Genomic DNA, 17,367 nt, shown 5'->3' on the forward strand with positions numbered 1-17,367 from the left:
GTGGACAGTCGACTTCCGTTGCGGCGCGACGAACTCGCCCATGCAGTCCGGGCGCCGCTGCTCGACGACCGCGGCCGGATCACCCAGCCGCTGCTGCTCGTCGACCTCGACACCCCCGCCGACGCCGGCACGCTGGCCGCCGCCCGGTCCGCCGACCGCGTCTTGGTCGGCATCACGAGCGCGGACCTGCTCGACGCCGACCGCCAGGCTCTGGCCGCAGCCCTGGATCTGACGCTCGCGCCGACCGAGAGCAGCCGGGAGTTCGTGGCCGTCGACGATCCCGGAGCGGTCGCCACGCAGCTGCACGCCGCCGCTCAACTGCATCCGCAGGCGGTCCTCGTCCTCGCGCACCTGCTGCGCACCACCGGTGAGCTGGCCGTCCCCGCCGCGCTGGAGGCCGAATCGCTAGCTTACTCCACGTTGCTGACCGGGCCGGACTTCAGACGCTGGCTCGAGCGACGCGGTCCCCGCCCGGTTCCCGCGAGCGCCGGCGACCCGGTGCGAGCCGAGCGGATCGGGAACGTCCTGCACGTGCGGCTGAACCGGCCCGAGCGCCGCAACGCCTACGGCCGTCAGCTGCGGGACGCGCTCGTCGAGGCTCTGCACGTCGCGGAACTGGACGACAGCGTGGCGAAAGTGATTCTCACCGGGGCCGGGCCGGTGTTCTGCTCCGGCGGTGACCTCGACGAGTTCGGGACCGCACCGGACCTCGTGACCGCGCACTTCGTACGCACCCGGGCCGGAGCCGCCCTGCCACTGCACCGCCTCGCCGGGCGGACCGAGGTCCGGGTGCACGGCAGCTGCGTCGGCGCGGGCGTCGAGCTGGCCGCCTTCGCCGGACGGGCGCTCGCGACACCGGACACCACGTTCCGATTGCCCGAGCTCGGGATGGGCCTCGTGCCGGGCGCCGGGGGGACCGTGAGCCTGCCCCGCCGGATCGGGCGTTGGCGCACGTTCTACGCCGCAGTCACCGGCGAACCGCTCGACGCCGCGACGGCCGCGCGGTGGGGCCTGGTCGACGAGCTGGCCGATCAGGCGAGCGACCAGGTGAACACCGGGTACCAGACGCCGAACGGATCGTCGCTGTAGCGGCACTTCGAGTCCACCGTCCGCCCTTCGCAGGCACCGGCCAGCACCTGCCAGGCAACCCGGCCGCCGACCAGCAGTTCGTCGGCGAGCTCCGGCGTGAGGTTGTAGAACGGCTCGGCCTTGCCGGTGTGGAGGGCTTCCCCCAGGATGTGGTCGACCTGCAGAGCACGGGTGTCTTCGTAGCCAGGTGCGCGAGGCCCCCGGCGAGCGCTTCCGTCCCCCATGACCAGCAGAGCGATCCGTCCCGCCCGCTCGGCGAGCCACCGGCCGTAACCACGGCACTCCCCCACCGGCAGCGCCGTATCCACTCCGTGGAACTCCACCGGGATGCGAACGCCCGCGGTGAAGTCTCTCGCCACGGCGAGGGACAGCGGAAGGGGTTCACCCGCCGACACTGGTCCGGTACCGGGAGCGAAGAGGTGGCGGGGCGAAGGCGCGTCCGCGGACCACGCCTTCGTCCCGCGCGAAGCGCCGACAGCGACAAGGACGTCGGGCTCCGCCGCCATGAGGTCGTCGACGGCCGCACGACCGGCAGCCCTCAGCTGCTCGACCTCGGGGATCGGAGCCCCGGTGACACCGGCCAGCAGCAAGGGCGGATGCGGACAGGTGGCGGCACGGACGATCACGCCAACCCCCGCACGACCCGGGCCGGGGATTTCCGGCCGTGCACGATCGCGACCATGTCCAGTACTTGCCGGGTTTCCGCGACGTTGTGGGCCCGGACGACAGCGGCGCCTTCCCCGGCACACAACGCGGTCACCGCGAGGCTGCCCAACAGCCGGTCTGGCACGTCCGCACCGAGGGCTTCGCCGACGAAGTCCTTGTTGGACAGTGATGCCAGCACCGGCCACCCGGTCCGTACGAACTCGCCGAACCGGCGGGTCAGCTCGAGCGAGTGCCAAGTGTTCTTGCCGAAGTCGTGCGTCGGGTCGATCAGGATGCCGGCCGCGGGCACCCCGGCTCGGGCCAGCGCCTCGGCCCGGCGCGTGACTTCGGTGACGACCTCGGTGACCACGTCGGCGAACCCAGCCCGGTGGGGGCGGGTTCGGGGCGTGGCGCCGCCGGTGTGGGTGCACACGTAGCCGGCGCCGAACTCGGCGGCCACCTCGGCCAGTTTCGCGTCCGCCCCGGCCCAGGTGTCGTTGAGCAGGTCGGCACCCGCTTCGCAGGCGAGGCGGCCGACCTCGTGGCGCCAGGTGTCGACGCTGATCACCAGGTCGGGAAACCGCGCCCGGACCTCGGTCACGAACGGCACCACACGCCGGACCTCTTCCGGAACGTCCACCGCGGTCCCAGGACCGGCTTTGACGCCGCCGACGTCGACGATGTCCGCACCGTCGGCGACCGCCTGTTCGACGGCCGCGAGCGCACGTTCCCGGTCGAAGGTGGCACCGCGGTCGTAGAACGAGTCCGGGGTGCGGTTCACGATCGCCATGAGCAGGGTCCGGTCCCGCGGCATCACCCGGCCTCTGAACCGGATCTCGGGCGACTCAGCTGACATGGTGTTCAGGTTACTCAATTGGTCTCTGACCACAAGATCGACCCCGTCTTCCGCGTACGATCGAGATCACCTTGCTCGTAATGAGTGTCATCAATGAGGAGACAGCATGACGGCGGGACATCCGTTCTCAACACAGCTGTACATCGACGGCCGCCGCACCGACGGCAGTTCCGGCCGAGAAGTCGTCGTCCGCAACCCGGCCACGGAGGAACCGGTCGCCGAGGTGCCCGACGCTTCGGTGGACGACGTCCGCCATGCCGTTGCCGCGGCACGGCGGGCCTTCGACGAGGGACCCTGGCCCCGGCTTGCGCCGTCGCAGCGCGCGACCGTGCTGCTGCGCCTGGCCGAGGAGATGGAGCGCCGCCTCGCCGAGCTGGTCGCGGTGAACATGGCCGAGGCGGGATCGGTGCGGTGGCTCGCCGAAAGCCTGCAGACGAGCGTGCCGATCGCACATCTGCGCGACATGGCCGAACGCGTGCTGCCCGCCTTCGCCTGGGAGCGCTCGATCGAGCCGACCATCACTGCCGGCGTGGGCATTTCACAAGGTCAGTTGCGCCGCGAGCCGTTCGGCGTGTGCGCGCTGATCCCGGCCTACAACTTCCCCTTCTTCCTCGGCTTGATGAAGCTGATCCCGGCTTTGGCCGCCGGCTGCACCGTCGTGCTGAAACCGGCGCCGGCAACGCCTCTCGAATCGCTGCTGCTCGGCGACTTCGCCGACGCCGCCGGGCTTCCCCCCGGTGTGCTGAACGTCGTCACCGGCGGAGTCGAAGCAGGCCGCGAGCTGACCACGCATCCGATGGTCGATCTGGTCAGCTTCACCGGTTCCGACACTGTCGGGCGGTCCGTCTACGCGCAGGCCGCGACGTCGCTGAAGAAGGTCGTTCTGGAGCTGGGCGGCAAGTCCGCGAGCATCGTCCGCGCCGACGCCGATCTCGACGGGGCGGCGCGATCGGCGTTGGCCGGTATCACGGTGCACGCCGGTCAAGGCTGCTCCCTGCTCACCCGGACGATCGTGCACGAATCCGTCCACGACGAGCTCGTGGAACGCATCCGCGCCGGCCTGGCCGGAGTTGTCGTGGGCGACCCCGCGGATCCGGCCACGACCATGGGACCCCTGATCAGCTCGTCGCAGCGGGACAAAGTCGAAAAGCTGATCCGGACCGGCGAGGAGGAAGGCGCGCAGCTGGTCACCGGCGGCGGCCGCCCTGCCGGGCTGGACAAGGGCTTCTTCCTCGAACCGACGCTGTTCACCGGGGTCGGCAGCGCCATGACCATCGCGCAGCAGGAGTTCTTCGGCCCGGTCGGCGTCGTCATCCCGTTCCGCACGGACGATGAGGCGGTCGGCATCGCCAACGACAGCCCCTACGGTCTGTCCGGCGGGATCTGGAGCGCCGACACGGCGACCGCGCACGCCATGGCGACCCGGCTGCGCACCGGCACGGTCGTGCTCAACGGCGGCGGCGGTGGCGTGAACCCCCGCCTGGCTTTCGGCGGCTACAAGCAGAGCGGCCTGGGCCGGGAATGGGGCGAGTTCGGGCTGGACGAGTACCTCCAGACCAAGGCCATCACCTGGGCGGCCCGCTGACGTCGTGGGTGGGAAACAGGTTAAAACACTGTTTCCCACTCACGCCTTGCCCGGGCTAAGCGGCGTCGGAGCAGGCGTGTTCGGCGGCGACGAAACCGAAGACCATCGTGCCGCCGATGCTGCCGCCCGCGCCGAGGTACTTCCGGCCCATGACCGTGGCAGTGATGTTGCCGGTTGCGTAGAGCCCAGGCAGCGGTTGCCCGTCCTGCCCCAGCACGCGGGCGTGTTCGTCGGTGACGAGACCACCACAGGTTCCGACATCACCCGGGAAGATCTTCAGCGCGTAGAAGGGAGCGCGGTCGACCGGGCCGAGCGCGGGGTTGGGCCGGTGCCCCGGGTCGCCGAGATGCCGGTTGTACTGCGACTCGCCACGCCCGTACTCCGGATCGCGGCCCTGAGCCGCGTGCTCGTTGAACCGGCCGAGCGTGGCAACCAGCCCGTCGGGGTCGATTCCGCACGCGCGCGCCAGTTCGGCGACCGTGGCGGCTTTCTTCACTTCCCCGCTCTTCACCCAGTCCGCGGGCAGGCGCCCGACGCTGGTTTGCGAGTGCGTGTAGCGACGCCGGTAGTTGTCGTCGAAGACCAGCCAGCACGGGACCGCCGGGGTCTCCTGGTTTCGCGCGAACATGGCCTTGCCGACCTCGACGTAGGAGTTGGCCTCGTTGCAGAAGCGCTTGCCCGCGGCATCGACGAACACGGTGTGCGCCCGCTGACGGGCGCTGTTCAACGCGGACATGCCGAAGTACGTCGAGGGCCCCGGCAGCCACCAGGCTTCGTCCAGCAGATCGGTGCGGGCGCCGAGTTCCATCGCCGTGGCCAGGACCTCACCGGTGTCGCCCGGGTTGGCCATCGACCACTCGCCGGTGGTGCGCTGGGCTCCCCCGTGCGCTTGGCGCATTTCCGCGTTGTGCGCGAACCCGCCTGCGGCGAGCAGCACTCCCTTCCGCGCTTCGACGGTCTTCGTGCTGTCCCTCTGCCTGACCCGGACACCGCACACCCGGCCGTCCTCGACGACCAGTTCGGTGAGAGCGCTTTCCAGCCAGATCTGAACACCCGCCGCCACGGCGTGTTCGACCAGCTGCCCGACCAGAGACGAACCGTTGGTCAGCAACGGCCGGCGGCGCAACTTTGCCATGAGCCCGCGTCGGGCGATGCGAGCCGCGACGGCGAAACTGCGCGCCGATCGATTGAAGTGCATCATGTACGGGATCTCTTCGGTCATCGCCGGGAACCCGATCGACGCCGCCAGGCCGGGCTGCAGCTTGTGCCGCCATTCGCCAAGCCGGCGCGCGTCGTATGGGACGCCTTCGACGGACCGGCCGGCCGCGTTGCCCCCCTTGCGGTTGTCGTAGTAGTCGGGATAGCCGGCACAGCGCTGGAAGCGCAGGCCGCCGTCCTGCAGGAACGAGATCATCCGCGGGCCGGCCATCAGGTAGGCGTGCCGCCGCTCGGGCGACGATCCCGGGCCGGCGTCGCCCACCACCTCGTCGAAGTACGCCATGCCGTCGACGTAGGAGTCGTGGATCCCGTCCGACCGCATCAGCGGGTTGTCCGGAACCCACACCATCCCGCCCGACATGGCGGTCGAGCCACCGACGAGCGCCTGCTTCTCGATGACGAGCGCGGAACTCCCGGTGTCGGCCGCGCGCAGGGCGCCGACTAGACCGCCGCCCCCGCTGCCCACGCTCACGAAGTCGTACGAGCAATCCCAAGGTGACATCGTTGTCTCCGAACTCGGCGTATTCGCCGGTCGTTTGCTCAGGAACGGGCTTTCTTCTTTTTCTCGGCGGGACTGACCGATGCCGTCCACATGCCGACGAGGACGTCGACCAGGCCGATGGCCGTCTCGTCCCACGTTGCCGGGTGGACCGGCGTCCCCTCGGCCAGCCCGCGCTCGCGCTCGGCGCACATCTGCACGATGACGTGGCTGACGATGCGGGACCGTTCCCGCAGGACGTGGGCGGGCAGTTCCGGCAGGCACTCGCTCACGCCGCGGATGATGCGGGCGACCGACTCCGACTCGGCTTCCTCGACCGCGATCTCGCGCAGCCCGGGATCGGCGAGGACCTGCGCGATGAACCGCGCGTGCCAGCTCGGCGGCCCGTCTTCGTCGAGGAGTTCCGTGTAGGGGTGGACCAGGCAGGCGACCCAGTCGCGCAGCCCAGGATCATCACCCATTCGAGCGAATCTGGCTTCTCGCTTGACCTCGACGCGCTCGTTGAACTGCCGCATCAGCGCGCGGACCAGATCCGCCTTCGACGGGAAGTAGTAGCCGACGACCGAGGTGTTGCCCTTGCCGGCGGCAGCGCCGATCTGGCGGTTGGACACCGCCAGCACTCCCTCTTCCGCGAACAGCCGGACGGCGACCTCGAGGATGGCTTTCCGGGTCGCGACCCGGCGGATGTCCGCGGTCGCGCCGCCTCCGCCGCGCACTGTGCCCGGGGTATCGGTGTCGTCCACCGGCCCGGGCCGTGCCTTGCGGCGTCGCTGGGCCTTGTGCGGGTGACTCATGTGCTCTTCCCCAGTACGTTCGGTGGTGCTGTGGTCGTGAACGGCGCGGTCCAGATGCCGGCCAGCGCGTCGACCAGCCCGGTTTCCAGGTCTTGCCAGCTGGCCCACACGGTCGGAGCGCCCACCGCGACTGCGGCTTCCCGTTCGGCGCACGTGCGCACGATGAGCTGCTGGACGATCTCGTCCCGCTGGGCCGCGACTGCGGCCGGCATGACCGGCAGGCACCGCTCGAGAGCTTCGCGGGTCCGGCGCAAGGTCGGCGAAAGGATCGCCTCTTCGGTCACCACGGCCCGCAGCGCCGGATCGGCCATCACCTGGGCGCAGAGCCTGGCGAAGTACGTGGGGCCCTGGGCGAACCGCTCGGTCCACGGGTGAACGAGGCAGCCCAGCCAGTCCCGGATACCGGCGGCGTCGTCCATCCCGGCGATCAAGGCCACTCGCGAGTGCTCGGTTTCCGCGGTGAACCGGCGGGCGATCGCCCGCACGAGATCGGCCTTGGTGCGGAACTGGTGGGCGGCCAGCGGCGCCGTCCCGTCACGGAAGCGGCGGCCGGCGGGGGCGAACGTCCCCTGCTCGACGAAGAACCGCTCGGCGGTGTCCAAGCTCGTCAACCGGATCACCGGGCGACGGCTACCTCGCCGGGAGGCGAAGTCCGCCCCGCCCGGCCAGGCACGAGGCCCGGTGGGCAAGGGACGACGAGAACCGTTCACCACGCCTCCTTTCCCCGGACCGGCCGGGCCACCGTCACGCGCCGGTCCCCGCCGCTGCGAGCTTCATCAAGTCCTCGGCTTTGAGCGGGAACCCGGCCGAGGAACCGCCGTCGACCGGCAGCACGATACCCGTGACGAACGCCGATCGGTCCCCGGCCAGGAACAGCGCTGCCTCGGCGACGTCCGCGGGTGTGCCTTCGCGGGGAAGCGGCTTCGACAGCGCCTGCACGGCGCGGATCCCGGCGATCCGGGCGCCGGCCTCTCCGGACATCGAGCTCGCCAGCAGGCCGGTCGGGATGTTGCCGGGCGCGATGCAGTTGACCCGGACCCCGTGCTCGGCGACGTCGATCGCGACCGACTTGGTCATGTGGATGAGGCCGGCTTTCGACGCGCGGTAGCTCAAGACGCTCCGCCCGGCGGTGATCCCGCCGATCGACGTCACGTTGATGATCGAGCCACCACCGTGCGCCGCCATGTGCGCCGCGGCCACCTGCGTGCCGACCATGACACCCAGCAGGTTGACTGACATCACCCGGACGAAGTCGGCGAAGTCGTCGTCGAAGAACTTCGCGTGCATCGCGCCGGACACCCCGGCGTTGTTCACCATGACCTGCAGCCCGCCCAGGGTGTCCACCGCGAACCGGACGAGGTTGCGGATCTGGTCCGGGTCACCGGCGTCGGCCGGGTGGAAGACGGCGTCGCCGCCGATCTCGGCCGCGACCTTCTCGCCCGCCTCCTGGTCGACGTCGGAGACCACGACCAGGGCCCCCTCCCGGGCGAACCGCTCGGCGATCCCGCGGCCGAGCCCGCTCGCCGCGCCGGTCACCACGGCGACCCGGCCGGAAAGTTCGTCCACCGTCCTGCTTCCTTCCGGTCGGGGCGTCACCAGGACACCGGCAGCTCGTACACGCCGTAGGCGAGCCGGTCGTGCTTGAAGTCGATCTGCTCGACGGACGTCGCGAGGCGCAGCGTCGGCACCCTCTTGAAGATGGTGCCGAAGACGACCTGGAGCTCGACCCGGGCCAGCTGCTGGCCGACGCACTGATGGATGCCGAAGCCGAAGGCGTGGTGGTCGCGGGCTGCGCGGTGGAGGTCGAGGCTGTCCGGTTCGACGAACGTGCGCGGGTCGCGATTGCCGGTCGAGAGGTCGATGATGATCCCTTCGCCGGCCCGGATGACCACACCGCCGACCTCGATGTCCTCCTTGGCGATCCGCCGCTGTCCGTTGTGGATGATGCCGAGGTAGCGCAGCAGCTCTTCCACCGCGTTCGCGACCACGGCCAGGTCCTCGGTGTCCCGCAGGACCGCGAGCTGCTCCGGGTTCTCCAAGAGGGCCAGTACGCCGAGGCCGATCATGTTCGCGCTGGTCTCGTGTCCGGCGACCAGCAGACCGAGGCCCATCTGCGCCGCTTCGAGGACGGAGATCTCCTCGGCCACCACGCGCTGCGCGATGTCGGAGATGACGTCGTCGCGCGGGTCGGCGGCGCGTTTCTCGACGAGCCCGACGAGGTACTGGACCTGCGCCGCGAACGCCTGCATGGCCTGCTCTTCGGTCGCGTAGCGATCGACGCCGATGGTCGCCTGCTCGTGGATGAAGTCGTGGTCTTCGGCCGGCACGCCGAGGATCTCCCCGATCACCTGCGTGGGCAGCGGCAGCGCCAGCGCGGCCACGAGGTCGGCGGGCGCCGGACCGGCCGTCATCTTGTCCAGCAGCTCTTCGGTGAGGCGCTGCACGACCGGGCGCATGGCGTTGACCCGCTTGAACGTGAACGGCGCGGTCATCATCCGGCGATACCGCGTGTGCACCGGGGGGTCGGTGTTGAAAACGGAGTCGGAGCGGAGCGGGGCCATCTTCGAGATGCCCTCGTTCCAGTGCGGGAAGCCGGGGAGCCGGTCATCGACGCTGACCCTCGGGTCGGAAAACAGTAGGCGCTGTTCGGCGTGGCCGGTGACGATCCACGGTGTGCTGCCGTCCCAGATCCGCACTCGGGACACGGGGTGCTCGACGACGGTCGCGCTTAATTCGCTCGGCGGGTCGAAGGGGCAACCCGCCGCCCGCTCCATCGGGAAGTAGGGAGCTTCCCCGGTGGCGGCCGACGTCAGTGACTCGGACATGTGTTTCCGCGCTCCTTCGCTGCGGTGGACTTTCAGGCCTGCAGGTGGATCGCCTGCGCGGGACAGCCGGCAGCGGCGTGCCGGACACCGTTCTCCGTACCGTCCGGGGCCGAAGAGGCCAGGAGGACGACGATGCCGTCCTCGTCGCGCTGGTCGAAGACCTCGGGTGCGGCGGCCACGCACTGGCCCGCCGCGACGCACCGGTCCGGCTCGATGCTGATCTCCATCGTCGTCCTCTTCATCGGTGGCGGTCCCGGACCGGCGCGCACCGACTCGTCGACCGGCCACTGAGGCCGCATGGGCGACATCGCGCTCCACCGGCCACGTCCTGGGGTGGACCCGAGTGAACACCCGGCCGAGTTGTAAGTCAACCGGTTGATTCAAAATTCACCGCAGTTTCAAATCAACCGGTTGACTCAAAACGTGGCACGGTGTTCACTCTGCCTCGTGGCCGGATCACGAACGCCGCGCCCGGGCTCGCTGCGGAGCCGTCTTCGGAGTTCGCGGCTCCCTCGATGCGGCGGACACCCGGCGGCCGGGTCGTCCCGGGCCACCGGCCCGCGGTCTTTCGAAGGCAAGGAGCACGCCATGTCCGAGTCCACGCGTCCCTCCCCCGAGGAGATCATCCTCTACGAGAAGGATCCGAAGACGCGGATCGCCACCATCACGCTGAACCGCCCGGACCACCTGAACGCGCCCACGATCGGCGCGCGGCTCCGCTACGCCGAGCTGCTGCACCGCGCCAACATCGACGACGAAGTGAAGGTCCTGGTCATCCGGGGCGCCGGGAACGACCTCGGCAGCGGCGTCGACCTGCCCGAGTTCATGGAGGTCTACGGATCCCCGGACGACGAGGCCCGGTTGGGCGAGTTCCGGCTGTCCGAAGAGGATGATGTGCACCTGCCACCGTCGAGCTCCTTCCGCGGCGGCGCCCAGGTGAGCCAATGGTTCGCCGACCCGCGGTCCGGTTGCCGGACGCTGCAGGACTTCAAGAAGATCAGCATCCTCGAGGTCAAGGGCTACTGCTACGGCTGGCACTTCTACCAGGCGGCCGACGCGGACCTGGTGATCTCCTCCGACGACGCGCTCTTCGGCCACGCGGCGTTCCGCTACGCCGGCTGGGGCCCGCGGATGTGGACCTGGGCGCAGACGATGGGGCTGCGGAAGTTCCAGGAGATGGTCTTCACCGGCCGTCCCTTCACCGCGGCGGAAATGTACGACTGCAACTTCCTCAACAAGGTGGTCTCCCGCGAGGTCCTCGAAGACGAAGTGGCGAAATACGCGCTCGCCTGCTCCCGCACCCGCCCGACGGACACCGTGTACCAGCAGAAGCTCTTCTTCACGATGTTCAAGCAGCAGCAGGGTGAGTACCTCGGGAGCATCCTCACCGGCCTGTTCGAGACCCTCGGCAACTACGTCCGGCCCGACGGCGGCGACATGATGCTGGACGGGATGTTCGAACGCGGCTTGAGCACCGCGGTCAAGGACAACGACGACCGGTTCCCCCCTGACTTCCGGCTCAGCCGGTCCGGCCGCAGGAAGCCCGAATAGCCATGGCCGAACCGACCTCACCCCTGACCGGCTACACCGTGGTCGACCTCTCCTCGGGCATCGCCGGCGGCTACGCGACCAAGATCCTCGCCGACGGCGGTGCCGACGTCGTCAAGGTCGAGCCACCCGGCGGTGATCCGCTGCGGACCTGGTCGGCCTCCGGCTCGGCCACCTCCGCCGGGACGGACGGCGCCCTGTTCAGCTTCCTGGCTTCCTCCAAACGCAGCGTGACCGCCGACCCGGCCGACTTGGCCCCCGTGCACGCCCTGCTGCGCGCCGCGGACGCCGTCGTCTGGTCGAAGGGCACCGAGCTCGCGGACCACCCGGACCTGCAGCCGGCCGAGCTGCTGCGCGTGCACCCGCACCTGACTGTCACCGCCATCACGCCGTTCGGCCTGGAGGGGCCGTGGCGCGACAAACCGGCCACCGAGTTCACCGTCCAGGCCTGGTCGGGCGGGATCATCGGGCTCGGGCGTGGCGCACCCGACCGGGCGCCGGTGCACATCGGCGGCCAGGTCGGCTGCTGGCTCGCCGGCGCCTACGCCGCCGCGGGAACCCTGGTTTCCCGCATCCGCAACCGGCAGACCGGACGCGGCCGCCTGGTCGACGTCTCCCTGCTGGAGGTCGAAGTCCTGTGCCTGACCTACCACCCGGTGACCTTCTTCGAGCTGCTGGGCAGGCCGTTCCGCGCGGGCCGCGCGTTGTTCGTACCCGGCGTTGCCCAGGCCGCGGACGGGCTCGTGGCCATCGGCTGCGCGACGGCGCAGCAGTGGTTCGACCTCTGTGCGATGGTCGGCCACCCCGAGTGGATCGACCCCGAAGCCCCACTGGCACTCACCGAGCTGGCCACGAAGGTGGCACCCGAGCTCTACGGCTGGGTCGCCGAACGGACGGTCGCCGAGGTTCGCGAGCTCGCCAGCGCGTTCCGCATCCCGAACGCACCGGTCAACACCGGCGCCACCGTCGCCGGCAATGAGCAGTTCGCCGCTCGCGGAAGCTTCCGGCCCAATCCCCGGGACGGCTTCCTGCAGCCCGCTCCACCGTATCGGCTCCGGCCGGACTTCCTGCGTGAACCGACGCCCGCGCCCGCGCTCGGCGAGAACAACGGTCTCGAAATCGACAAGTCAGCTCCGAAAAGCAATCCCACCGACGACGCGGCAAACCTGCCCCTGGCGGGGCTGCGGGTTCTGGACCTGACGGCTTTCTGGGCCGGCCCGTTCAGCACCCAGATGCTCGGCATGTTGGGCGCGGAGGTCATCCACGTCGAGTCCACGAGCCGTCCGGACGGCACGCGCCTCATCGCCGGCGTCCCGATGACCGAGGAACAGTGGTGGGAGCGCTCGCCCATCTTCGCCGGCCTCAACACCGGCAAGAAGAGCGTCACCGTCAACTTCCAGACCGAGCGCGGGAAGGCCGTGCTCCGCGACCTCATCGCGACCTGCGACGTCGTGGTCGAGAACTACACGCCTCGCGTCCTCGACCAGGCCGGGCTCGGGTACGACGAAGTCCGCTCCATCCGTTCCGACGTCATCATGGTGCGGATGCCCGGCTTCGGCCTCGACGGCCCGTACCGCGACAACGTCGCGCTCGCCTACGTCATCGAAGACGTGTCCGGGCTGACGTGGCTCACCGGGCATCCCGACCAGAACCCCGTCGAGCCGTATTCGATCGGTGACCCGAACGCCGGCCTGCACGCCTTCACCGGCCTGCTGCTCGCCCTGGAACACCGCCGCCGCACTGGAGAGGGCGCCCTGGTGGAAGCCGCCATGGCCGAAGCGGCGCTCAACATCACCGCCGAGCAAGTCATTGAGCACAGCGCCTACGGCGTCGTGCTGAACCGCGACGGCAACCGCGGTCCGGTGGCCGCACCGCAGAACCTCTACCGGACAGCCGAAGCGGACGAGTTCGGCGGCCGCGACTCGTGGGTCGCGATCGCGGTCGCCACCGACGAGCAGTGGACCGCCCTGTGCTCCGTGCTCGGCAAGCCGGACTGGGCCGAGGATGACGGCTTGCGCCACGCCGCCGGCCGCCACGCGCGACACGACGAACTGGACGAAGAACTCGGCCGCTGGTGCCTGCCACGAACCGGCGACGAGATCGTCGAAGCGCTGTGGGCCGCCGGCGTGCCGGTCGCGAAGGTACTGCAGCCGCACCGCCAGACCGAACTCCCGCAGCTGCAAGCACGCGGCTTCTTCGAGACCGTGGGCCACCCGGTCGGCGGCGACGCCCGCTACAGCACCCTGCCCTTCCGGCTGTCCGACCACAACGGACCGATCCATCGCGGTCCCGCACCGCTGCTGGGTCAGCACAACCACGAAGTCCTCACCGGACTCGGCCTGAGCCAGGACGAAATCAGCTCACTCACCGCGGAAGGCGTCATCGGCGACCGGCCGTCCTGGTGACACCCCGCACGGACGAACGAAAGGACCGGGCATGGAACCCAGCGTCGGGACGACGCTCCTGAGCACTGTAGACACCACCGCCGTGGTGGTGGTCCGCTGGTCCGCCGGCTCGGCCGACCTCACCTGCGGCGGCGCTCCCGTGGTCGGCAAGACCGAACACGACGGCAACACCGGCGGTGCCGTCGATCCGGCGCACGCCGCCGGCACCGTCCTGGGCAAGCGTTACACCGACGCCGACGGCTCTGTGGAACTCCTGTGCACCAAGGCAGGCCCGGGCTCACTCGCCCTGGACGGCACGCCGCTGACGGTGAAGAGCGCCAAACCCCTTCCGGCATCGGACTGACGCCCATGAACCTCACGACACTGCTCGACATGACCGCCGAAGGCGCGCCGGACCGGCGCGTCGCGGTCGGGAGTGCACAGTCCGGGCTCACTGGCGAAGAACTTCGCGCCGCGGCGCGCCGCGGCGCAGCAGCGCTGGTGGCGTCCGGCGCCTCGGCACTGGTCTACCTCGCGACCACCGGACCGGCGTTCCCCGTGGCCCTCTTCAGCGCCGCGGTCGCCGGGGTGCCCTTCGTCCCGGTCAACTACCGCCTTGGCGAAGCCCAGCTGAGAACCGTGCTCGGCAACCACTCCGGAGCTTTCGTCGTCGCCGACGAGAAGTACACGGACCTGGTGGCGCCCCTGGCCGTGGGTCATGCGACACCGGCGGAGTGGCCTCCCGGAACAGGCGCCGCCGAACCGGAACGGGAACCCTCGCCGGAGGACACCGCGGTGATCATCTACACCAGCGGCACGACGTCGGCCCCCAAGGGCGTCCTGCTGCGCCACGACAACCTCGTCTCCTACGTGATCGGCACGGTGGAATTCGCCGCCGCGGAAGCCGGGGACGCGACCCTGCTCTGCGTGCCGCCTTACCACATCGCCGCGGTGTCCAATGTGCTCACCAACCTCTACGCCGGCCGCCGGATCACCTTCCTGGACCCCTTTTCCCCGGCGGGCTGGCTCGAGCTGGCCCGGGTTGAGCAGGTCACGCACGCGATGGTCGTGCCGACCATGCTGGCGCGGATCATGGGTGCCGAGGACGCAGACCGGTCGGTGCCCAGCCTGCGCACGCTGGCCTACGGTGGCGCCGCGATGCCGCCCCGGGTCATCGAGCGGGCCCTGCGCGAGTGGCCGCACGTCGGGTTCGTCAACGCCTACGGACTGACCGAAACCAGCTCGACCGTCACCATCCTCGGCCCCGATGAACACCGCGCCGCGCTCGCCGCCACCGAACCGGCAGCGCGAGCCCGGCTGCACTCGGCGGGCCGGCCGGTCCCCGGCATCGAGATCGAAATCCGCGCCGCGGACGGCGCCGGCCTGCCCCCCGGCGTGTCCGGCCGGATCTGGATCCGCGGCGCACAGGTCTCCGGCCGGTACGCGGGGATGAACGAGACCCGCGGCGACGGGTGGTTCGACACCCGCGACCTCGGCCACCTCGACGGCGAAGGCTTCCTCTACGTCGAGGGACGGCAGGACGACACGATCATCAGGGGCGCCGAGAACATCGCCCCCGCCGAGATCGAGGACGTGCTACTGCGCCAGGACGGCGTCGCGGACGCGGTCGTCGTCGGCGTACCCGATGAAGATTGGGGCCAGCGGATCGAGGCGGTGGTGACGTCCGAGCCGGGTATCGACGTCGACCCCGAACGGCTGCGGGACGCGGTGCGGGCTGCCCTCCGCAGCTCGAAAACCCCCGACCGGATCGTCATCTGGCCCGAGCTCCCGCGCACCGACACCGGCAAGGTCCGCCGCCCCGACGTCGTGGCCGCCCTGACCCGCTGACCGAGAATCGAGGTGATCCGGGATGGCCGTCCTGACCAGACCAGCAAGCAGCCAGGACACGCTGCTCGCGATGTACACGGCGATGGTGAAGACCCGCATGTGCGAGACCGCTGTACTCCGCCGGCTCGACACCGCCGTCCACCCGATCGCCTACCGGCCGGTGCGCGGTCAGGAGGCCGTCGCGGCCGGCACCGTGGCCGCGCTCGCACCCGGCGACCGGCTGGTCACGACGAAACGCTGCCTGCACGAGCTGATCGCATGCGGAATGCCGCTGCGCGACGTCATCGGCATGCTGCTCACCCCCTGGACCCCCGCGGTCGCCGACCCGATTGCACGGGCCCACGGAGTGATCTTCTCGGCCGAGGCCCCCGGCGCCGGCCTTCCCGTCGCCGCCGGCGCTGCCCTGGCCGCCAAGGCGACAGCCAGCGGACGCGTCACGGTGGTCTCTTTCGGCGACGGCGCGGTGAACACCGGCGCCTTCCACGAAGGCGCCAACCTGGCGGCGGCCCACCGGCTGCCCCTGGTACTGCTGTGCCGGAACGAAATCTTCGACGGCGCGACAACCGGTCCCATCGCCGCCCGCGCACAAGGGTATGGCATGACCGGACTGACCGTGGACGGCAGCGACCCGGTCAAGGTGCGCCGAGCGGTGTCCGAAGCCATCGCCCGCGCCCGCGACGGCGGCGGCCCGACCTTCGTCGAGTGCGTCACTCTCCGGCTCACCGACGGCCACGCGTCCGGCGACGATCCGCTGCACCGGTACGAACAACGGCTCACCAAGATCGGCGCGGACGCGGCACAGCTCGTCCGGATCTCCGCGAAGGCGATGTCCGAAGTGGAGCGGCTCACCGACGTGCTGAAGCTGATCACCGGACAGACCACCCCGGGCGGCCGGCGATGAGCACCTCCGACTACTCCGGACGCGCCGCGCTCAACCGAGCCCTCGATCGGGCCCTCGGCGCCGACTTCCGCGTCCTGCTCCTCGGCCAGGACCTGGCCGACCCGATCGGCGGCCGCTTCGGCGTCACCCGCGGCTTGTCGACCACGCACGGACCGCACCGTGTGCTCGACCTCCCCGCCTCGGTGACAGCGATGTGCGGTGCGGCCGTCGGCGCCGCCCTCGAAGGCCTGATCCCCATCGTCGAACTGCCCGCTGCCCCGGTCAGCGGCGCGGCCGTGGACCAGCTGGCGAACCTTGCCGTCTTCCGTGACCGGCCACCGGCCGCGCCCTGTCCCACACCGGTCTTCCGCATCCCCCTTCCCGTTCCCGAGGCGGGGTCCGGCCCTCAGCTGGACCGGTTCGCGTGCATTCCCGGCCTGAAGGTCGTCCAGCCGAGCACGCCGGCCGAGGCCGAACAGCTGCTGCTCGCGGCCATCCGCGATCCGGCGCCGTGTGTAGTCCTCGAACCGGTCCGGCTCTACGACGCGATCGGTCCACGGGCCGACCCCGCCGAAGGAACCTCGATCGCCGACGCGACCGCCGGAACGGGCGTGGTCGCCGAAGTCACCATCGTCACGTGCGGCACCGCGCGCGTTGCGGCCATGCACGCTGTCGCCGACCTCACGGCGGAGGGCGTCGAGGTTGACGTCGTTCCCCTTCGCGGCCTCGAATCGCTGGACACGGAGGCAGTCCTGCGATCTGTCGCCCGCACCCGGCGCCTCGTCCTCGCCCCCGGATCGGGTGCTTCCCAAGCGCGATACGGCGCCATCGCCGAACTGGCCGGCCGGGAACTGCTCGGCTTGCTCGCCGCGCCGGTCGAACAGGTGGCGGCCGCGGATCCCGGCGGCCCGAGACCCGTGGACATCGCCGCCGCGGTCCACAGAGTGTGCAGTTACTCCCGCTCGCGCGTCCCCACCCGGTGATCCCGGGCAAGCTCGTGCGGTCCCCACGGGCGGTTCACCCCTGAACCGAACCACACCCGATTCAGCATGTCGCGCACGCCGATACGTCGGTCGCCGCGACCCCATCGCCGGGGGGCGATCATGCTTCCTCCTGTCCGTTCATCCTCGTACCCGACCGCCGGCCACACCGCGACCGCACCAGCCGACGATGGCAGTCCCGCGCTGCGGTTGTGG

General features: G+C 70.4%; 16 protein-coding genes. 8 read left to right on the forward strand and 8 right to left on the reverse strand.

Going from position 1 to position 17,367, the window contains the following annotated elements; all coding sequences use genetic code 11:
• Positions 1–1,089 carry an enoyl-CoA hydratase/isomerase family protein gene (locus ACWEVP_RS03565; RefSeq protein ID WP_452061060.1) on the forward strand — a complete coding sequence of 363 codons (1,089 nt, stop codon included), beginning with the start codon at positions 1–3 and terminating at the stop codon, positions 1,087–1,089.
• On the opposite strand, the gene ACWEVP_RS03570 is transcribed toward ACWEVP_RS03565, so the two are convergent.
• Both ACWEVP_RS03570 and folP read right to left on the reverse strand, forming a co-directional pair.
• Positions 1,032–1,715: a hypothetical protein gene (locus ACWEVP_RS03570; RefSeq protein WP_452061061.1), complete on the reverse strand. Its 684-nt coding sequence runs from the start codon at positions 1,713–1,715 to the stop codon at positions 1,032–1,034. The genes ACWEVP_RS03565 and ACWEVP_RS03570 overlap by 58 nt on opposite strands.
• The gene (folP, locus tag ACWEVP_RS03575) at positions 1,712–2,548 is read right to left on the reverse strand and encodes a dihydropteroate synthase (RefSeq protein WP_452061310.1); all 837 of its coding nucleotides are present in this window, start codon (positions 2,546–2,548) and stop codon (positions 1,712–1,714) included. Before folP ends, ACWEVP_RS03570 begins: the two co-directional genes overlap by 4 nt.
• A 148-nt stretch (positions 2,549–2,696) precedes the next feature.
• Between folP and ACWEVP_RS03580 the strand changes: the two genes are divergently transcribed.
• Entirely contained in the window at positions 2,697–4,175 is a 1,479-nt protein-coding gene (locus tag ACWEVP_RS03580; RefSeq protein ID WP_452061062.1) for an aldehyde dehydrogenase family protein, read from the forward strand.
• A gap of 55 nt (positions 4,176–4,230) precedes the next feature.
• Here the strand turns inward: ACWEVP_RS03580 and ACWEVP_RS03585 are convergent, their stop codons facing one another.
• The 6 genes from ACWEVP_RS03585 to ACWEVP_RS03610 form a co-directional block, all read right to left on the reverse strand.
• On the reverse strand, positions 4,231–5,895 hold the full coding sequence (locus ACWEVP_RS03585; protein ID WP_452061063.1) for an FAD-binding protein: 1,665 nt from the start codon (positions 5,893–5,895) through the stop codon (positions 4,231–4,233).
• Between the two features lie 38 nt (positions 5,896–5,933).
• Positions 5,934–6,686 (reverse strand): TetR/AcrR family transcriptional regulator, encoded by a 753-nt coding sequence (locus ACWEVP_RS03590; RefSeq protein WP_452061064.1) that lies wholly within the window; start codon positions 6,684–6,686, stop codon positions 5,934–5,936.
• Entirely contained in the window at positions 6,683–7,306 is a 624-nt protein-coding gene (locus ACWEVP_RS03595) for a TetR family transcriptional regulator (protein ID WP_452061065.1), read from the reverse strand. The genes ACWEVP_RS03590 and ACWEVP_RS03595 overlap by 4 nt, the downstream gene beginning before the upstream one ends.
• A gap of 124 nt (positions 7,307–7,430) precedes the next feature.
• Positions 7,431–8,252: an SDR family NAD(P)-dependent oxidoreductase gene (locus ACWEVP_RS03600; protein WP_452061066.1), complete on the reverse strand. Its 822-nt coding sequence runs from the start codon at positions 8,250–8,252 to the stop codon at positions 7,431–7,433.
• Between the two features lie 26 nt (positions 8,253–8,278).
• Positions 8,279–9,511 carry a cytochrome P450 gene (locus ACWEVP_RS03605; RefSeq protein WP_452061067.1) on the reverse strand — a complete coding sequence of 411 codons (1,233 nt, stop codon included), beginning with the start codon at positions 9,509–9,511 and terminating at the stop codon, positions 8,279–8,281.
• Positions 9,512–9,543: 32 nt separating this feature from the next.
• Positions 9,544–9,738 carry a ferredoxin gene (locus ACWEVP_RS03610; protein WP_452061311.1) on the reverse strand — a complete coding sequence of 65 codons (195 nt, stop codon included), beginning with the start codon at positions 9,736–9,738 and terminating at the stop codon, positions 9,544–9,546.
• Between the two features lie 361 nt (positions 9,739–10,099).
• Between ACWEVP_RS03610 and ACWEVP_RS03615 the strand changes: the two genes are divergently transcribed.
• Genes ACWEVP_RS03615 through ACWEVP_RS03640 form a run of 6 tightly spaced genes read left to right on the forward strand, consistent with a single transcriptional unit; the run spans position 10,100 to position 17,154 of the window.
• Positions 10,100–11,062: an enoyl-CoA hydratase/isomerase family protein gene (locus tag ACWEVP_RS03615; RefSeq protein ID WP_452061068.1), complete on the forward strand. Its 963-nt coding sequence runs from the start codon at positions 10,100–10,102 to the stop codon at positions 11,060–11,062.
• A 2-nt stretch (positions 11,063–11,064) separates the two neighbouring features.
• A complete protein-coding gene (locus ACWEVP_RS03620; protein WP_452061069.1) occupies positions 11,065–13,464 on the forward strand; it encodes a CaiB/BaiF CoA transferase family protein in 2,400 nt (799 codons plus the stop codon).
• A gap of 31 nt (positions 13,465–13,495) precedes the next feature.
• On the forward strand, positions 13,496–13,807 hold the full coding sequence (locus tag ACWEVP_RS03625; RefSeq protein WP_452061070.1) for a hypothetical protein: 312 nt from the start codon (positions 13,496–13,498) through the stop codon (positions 13,805–13,807).
• A gap of 5 nt (positions 13,808–13,812) precedes the next feature.
• Positions 13,813–15,291, forward strand: coding sequence for a class I adenylate-forming enzyme family protein (locus tag ACWEVP_RS03630; RefSeq protein ID WP_452061071.1), 1,479 nt, complete (start codon positions 13,813–13,815; stop codon positions 15,289–15,291).
• A 22-nt stretch (positions 15,292–15,313) separates the two neighbouring features.
• The gene (locus ACWEVP_RS03635) at positions 15,314–16,192 is read left to right on the forward strand and encodes a thiamine pyrophosphate-dependent enzyme (protein WP_452061072.1); all 879 of its coding nucleotides are present in this window, start codon (positions 15,314–15,316) and stop codon (positions 16,190–16,192) included.
• Positions 16,189–17,154, forward strand: a complete 966-nt coding sequence (locus ACWEVP_RS03640) for a transketolase C-terminal domain-containing protein (RefSeq protein WP_452061073.1) — start codon at positions 16,189–16,191, stop codon at positions 17,152–17,154. The genes ACWEVP_RS03635 and ACWEVP_RS03640 overlap by 4 nt, the downstream gene beginning before the upstream one ends.
• The last annotated feature ends 213 nt before the right edge of the window (positions 17,155–17,367 follow it).

The organism is Amycolatopsis sp. NPDC003865 (assembly GCF_053605345.1).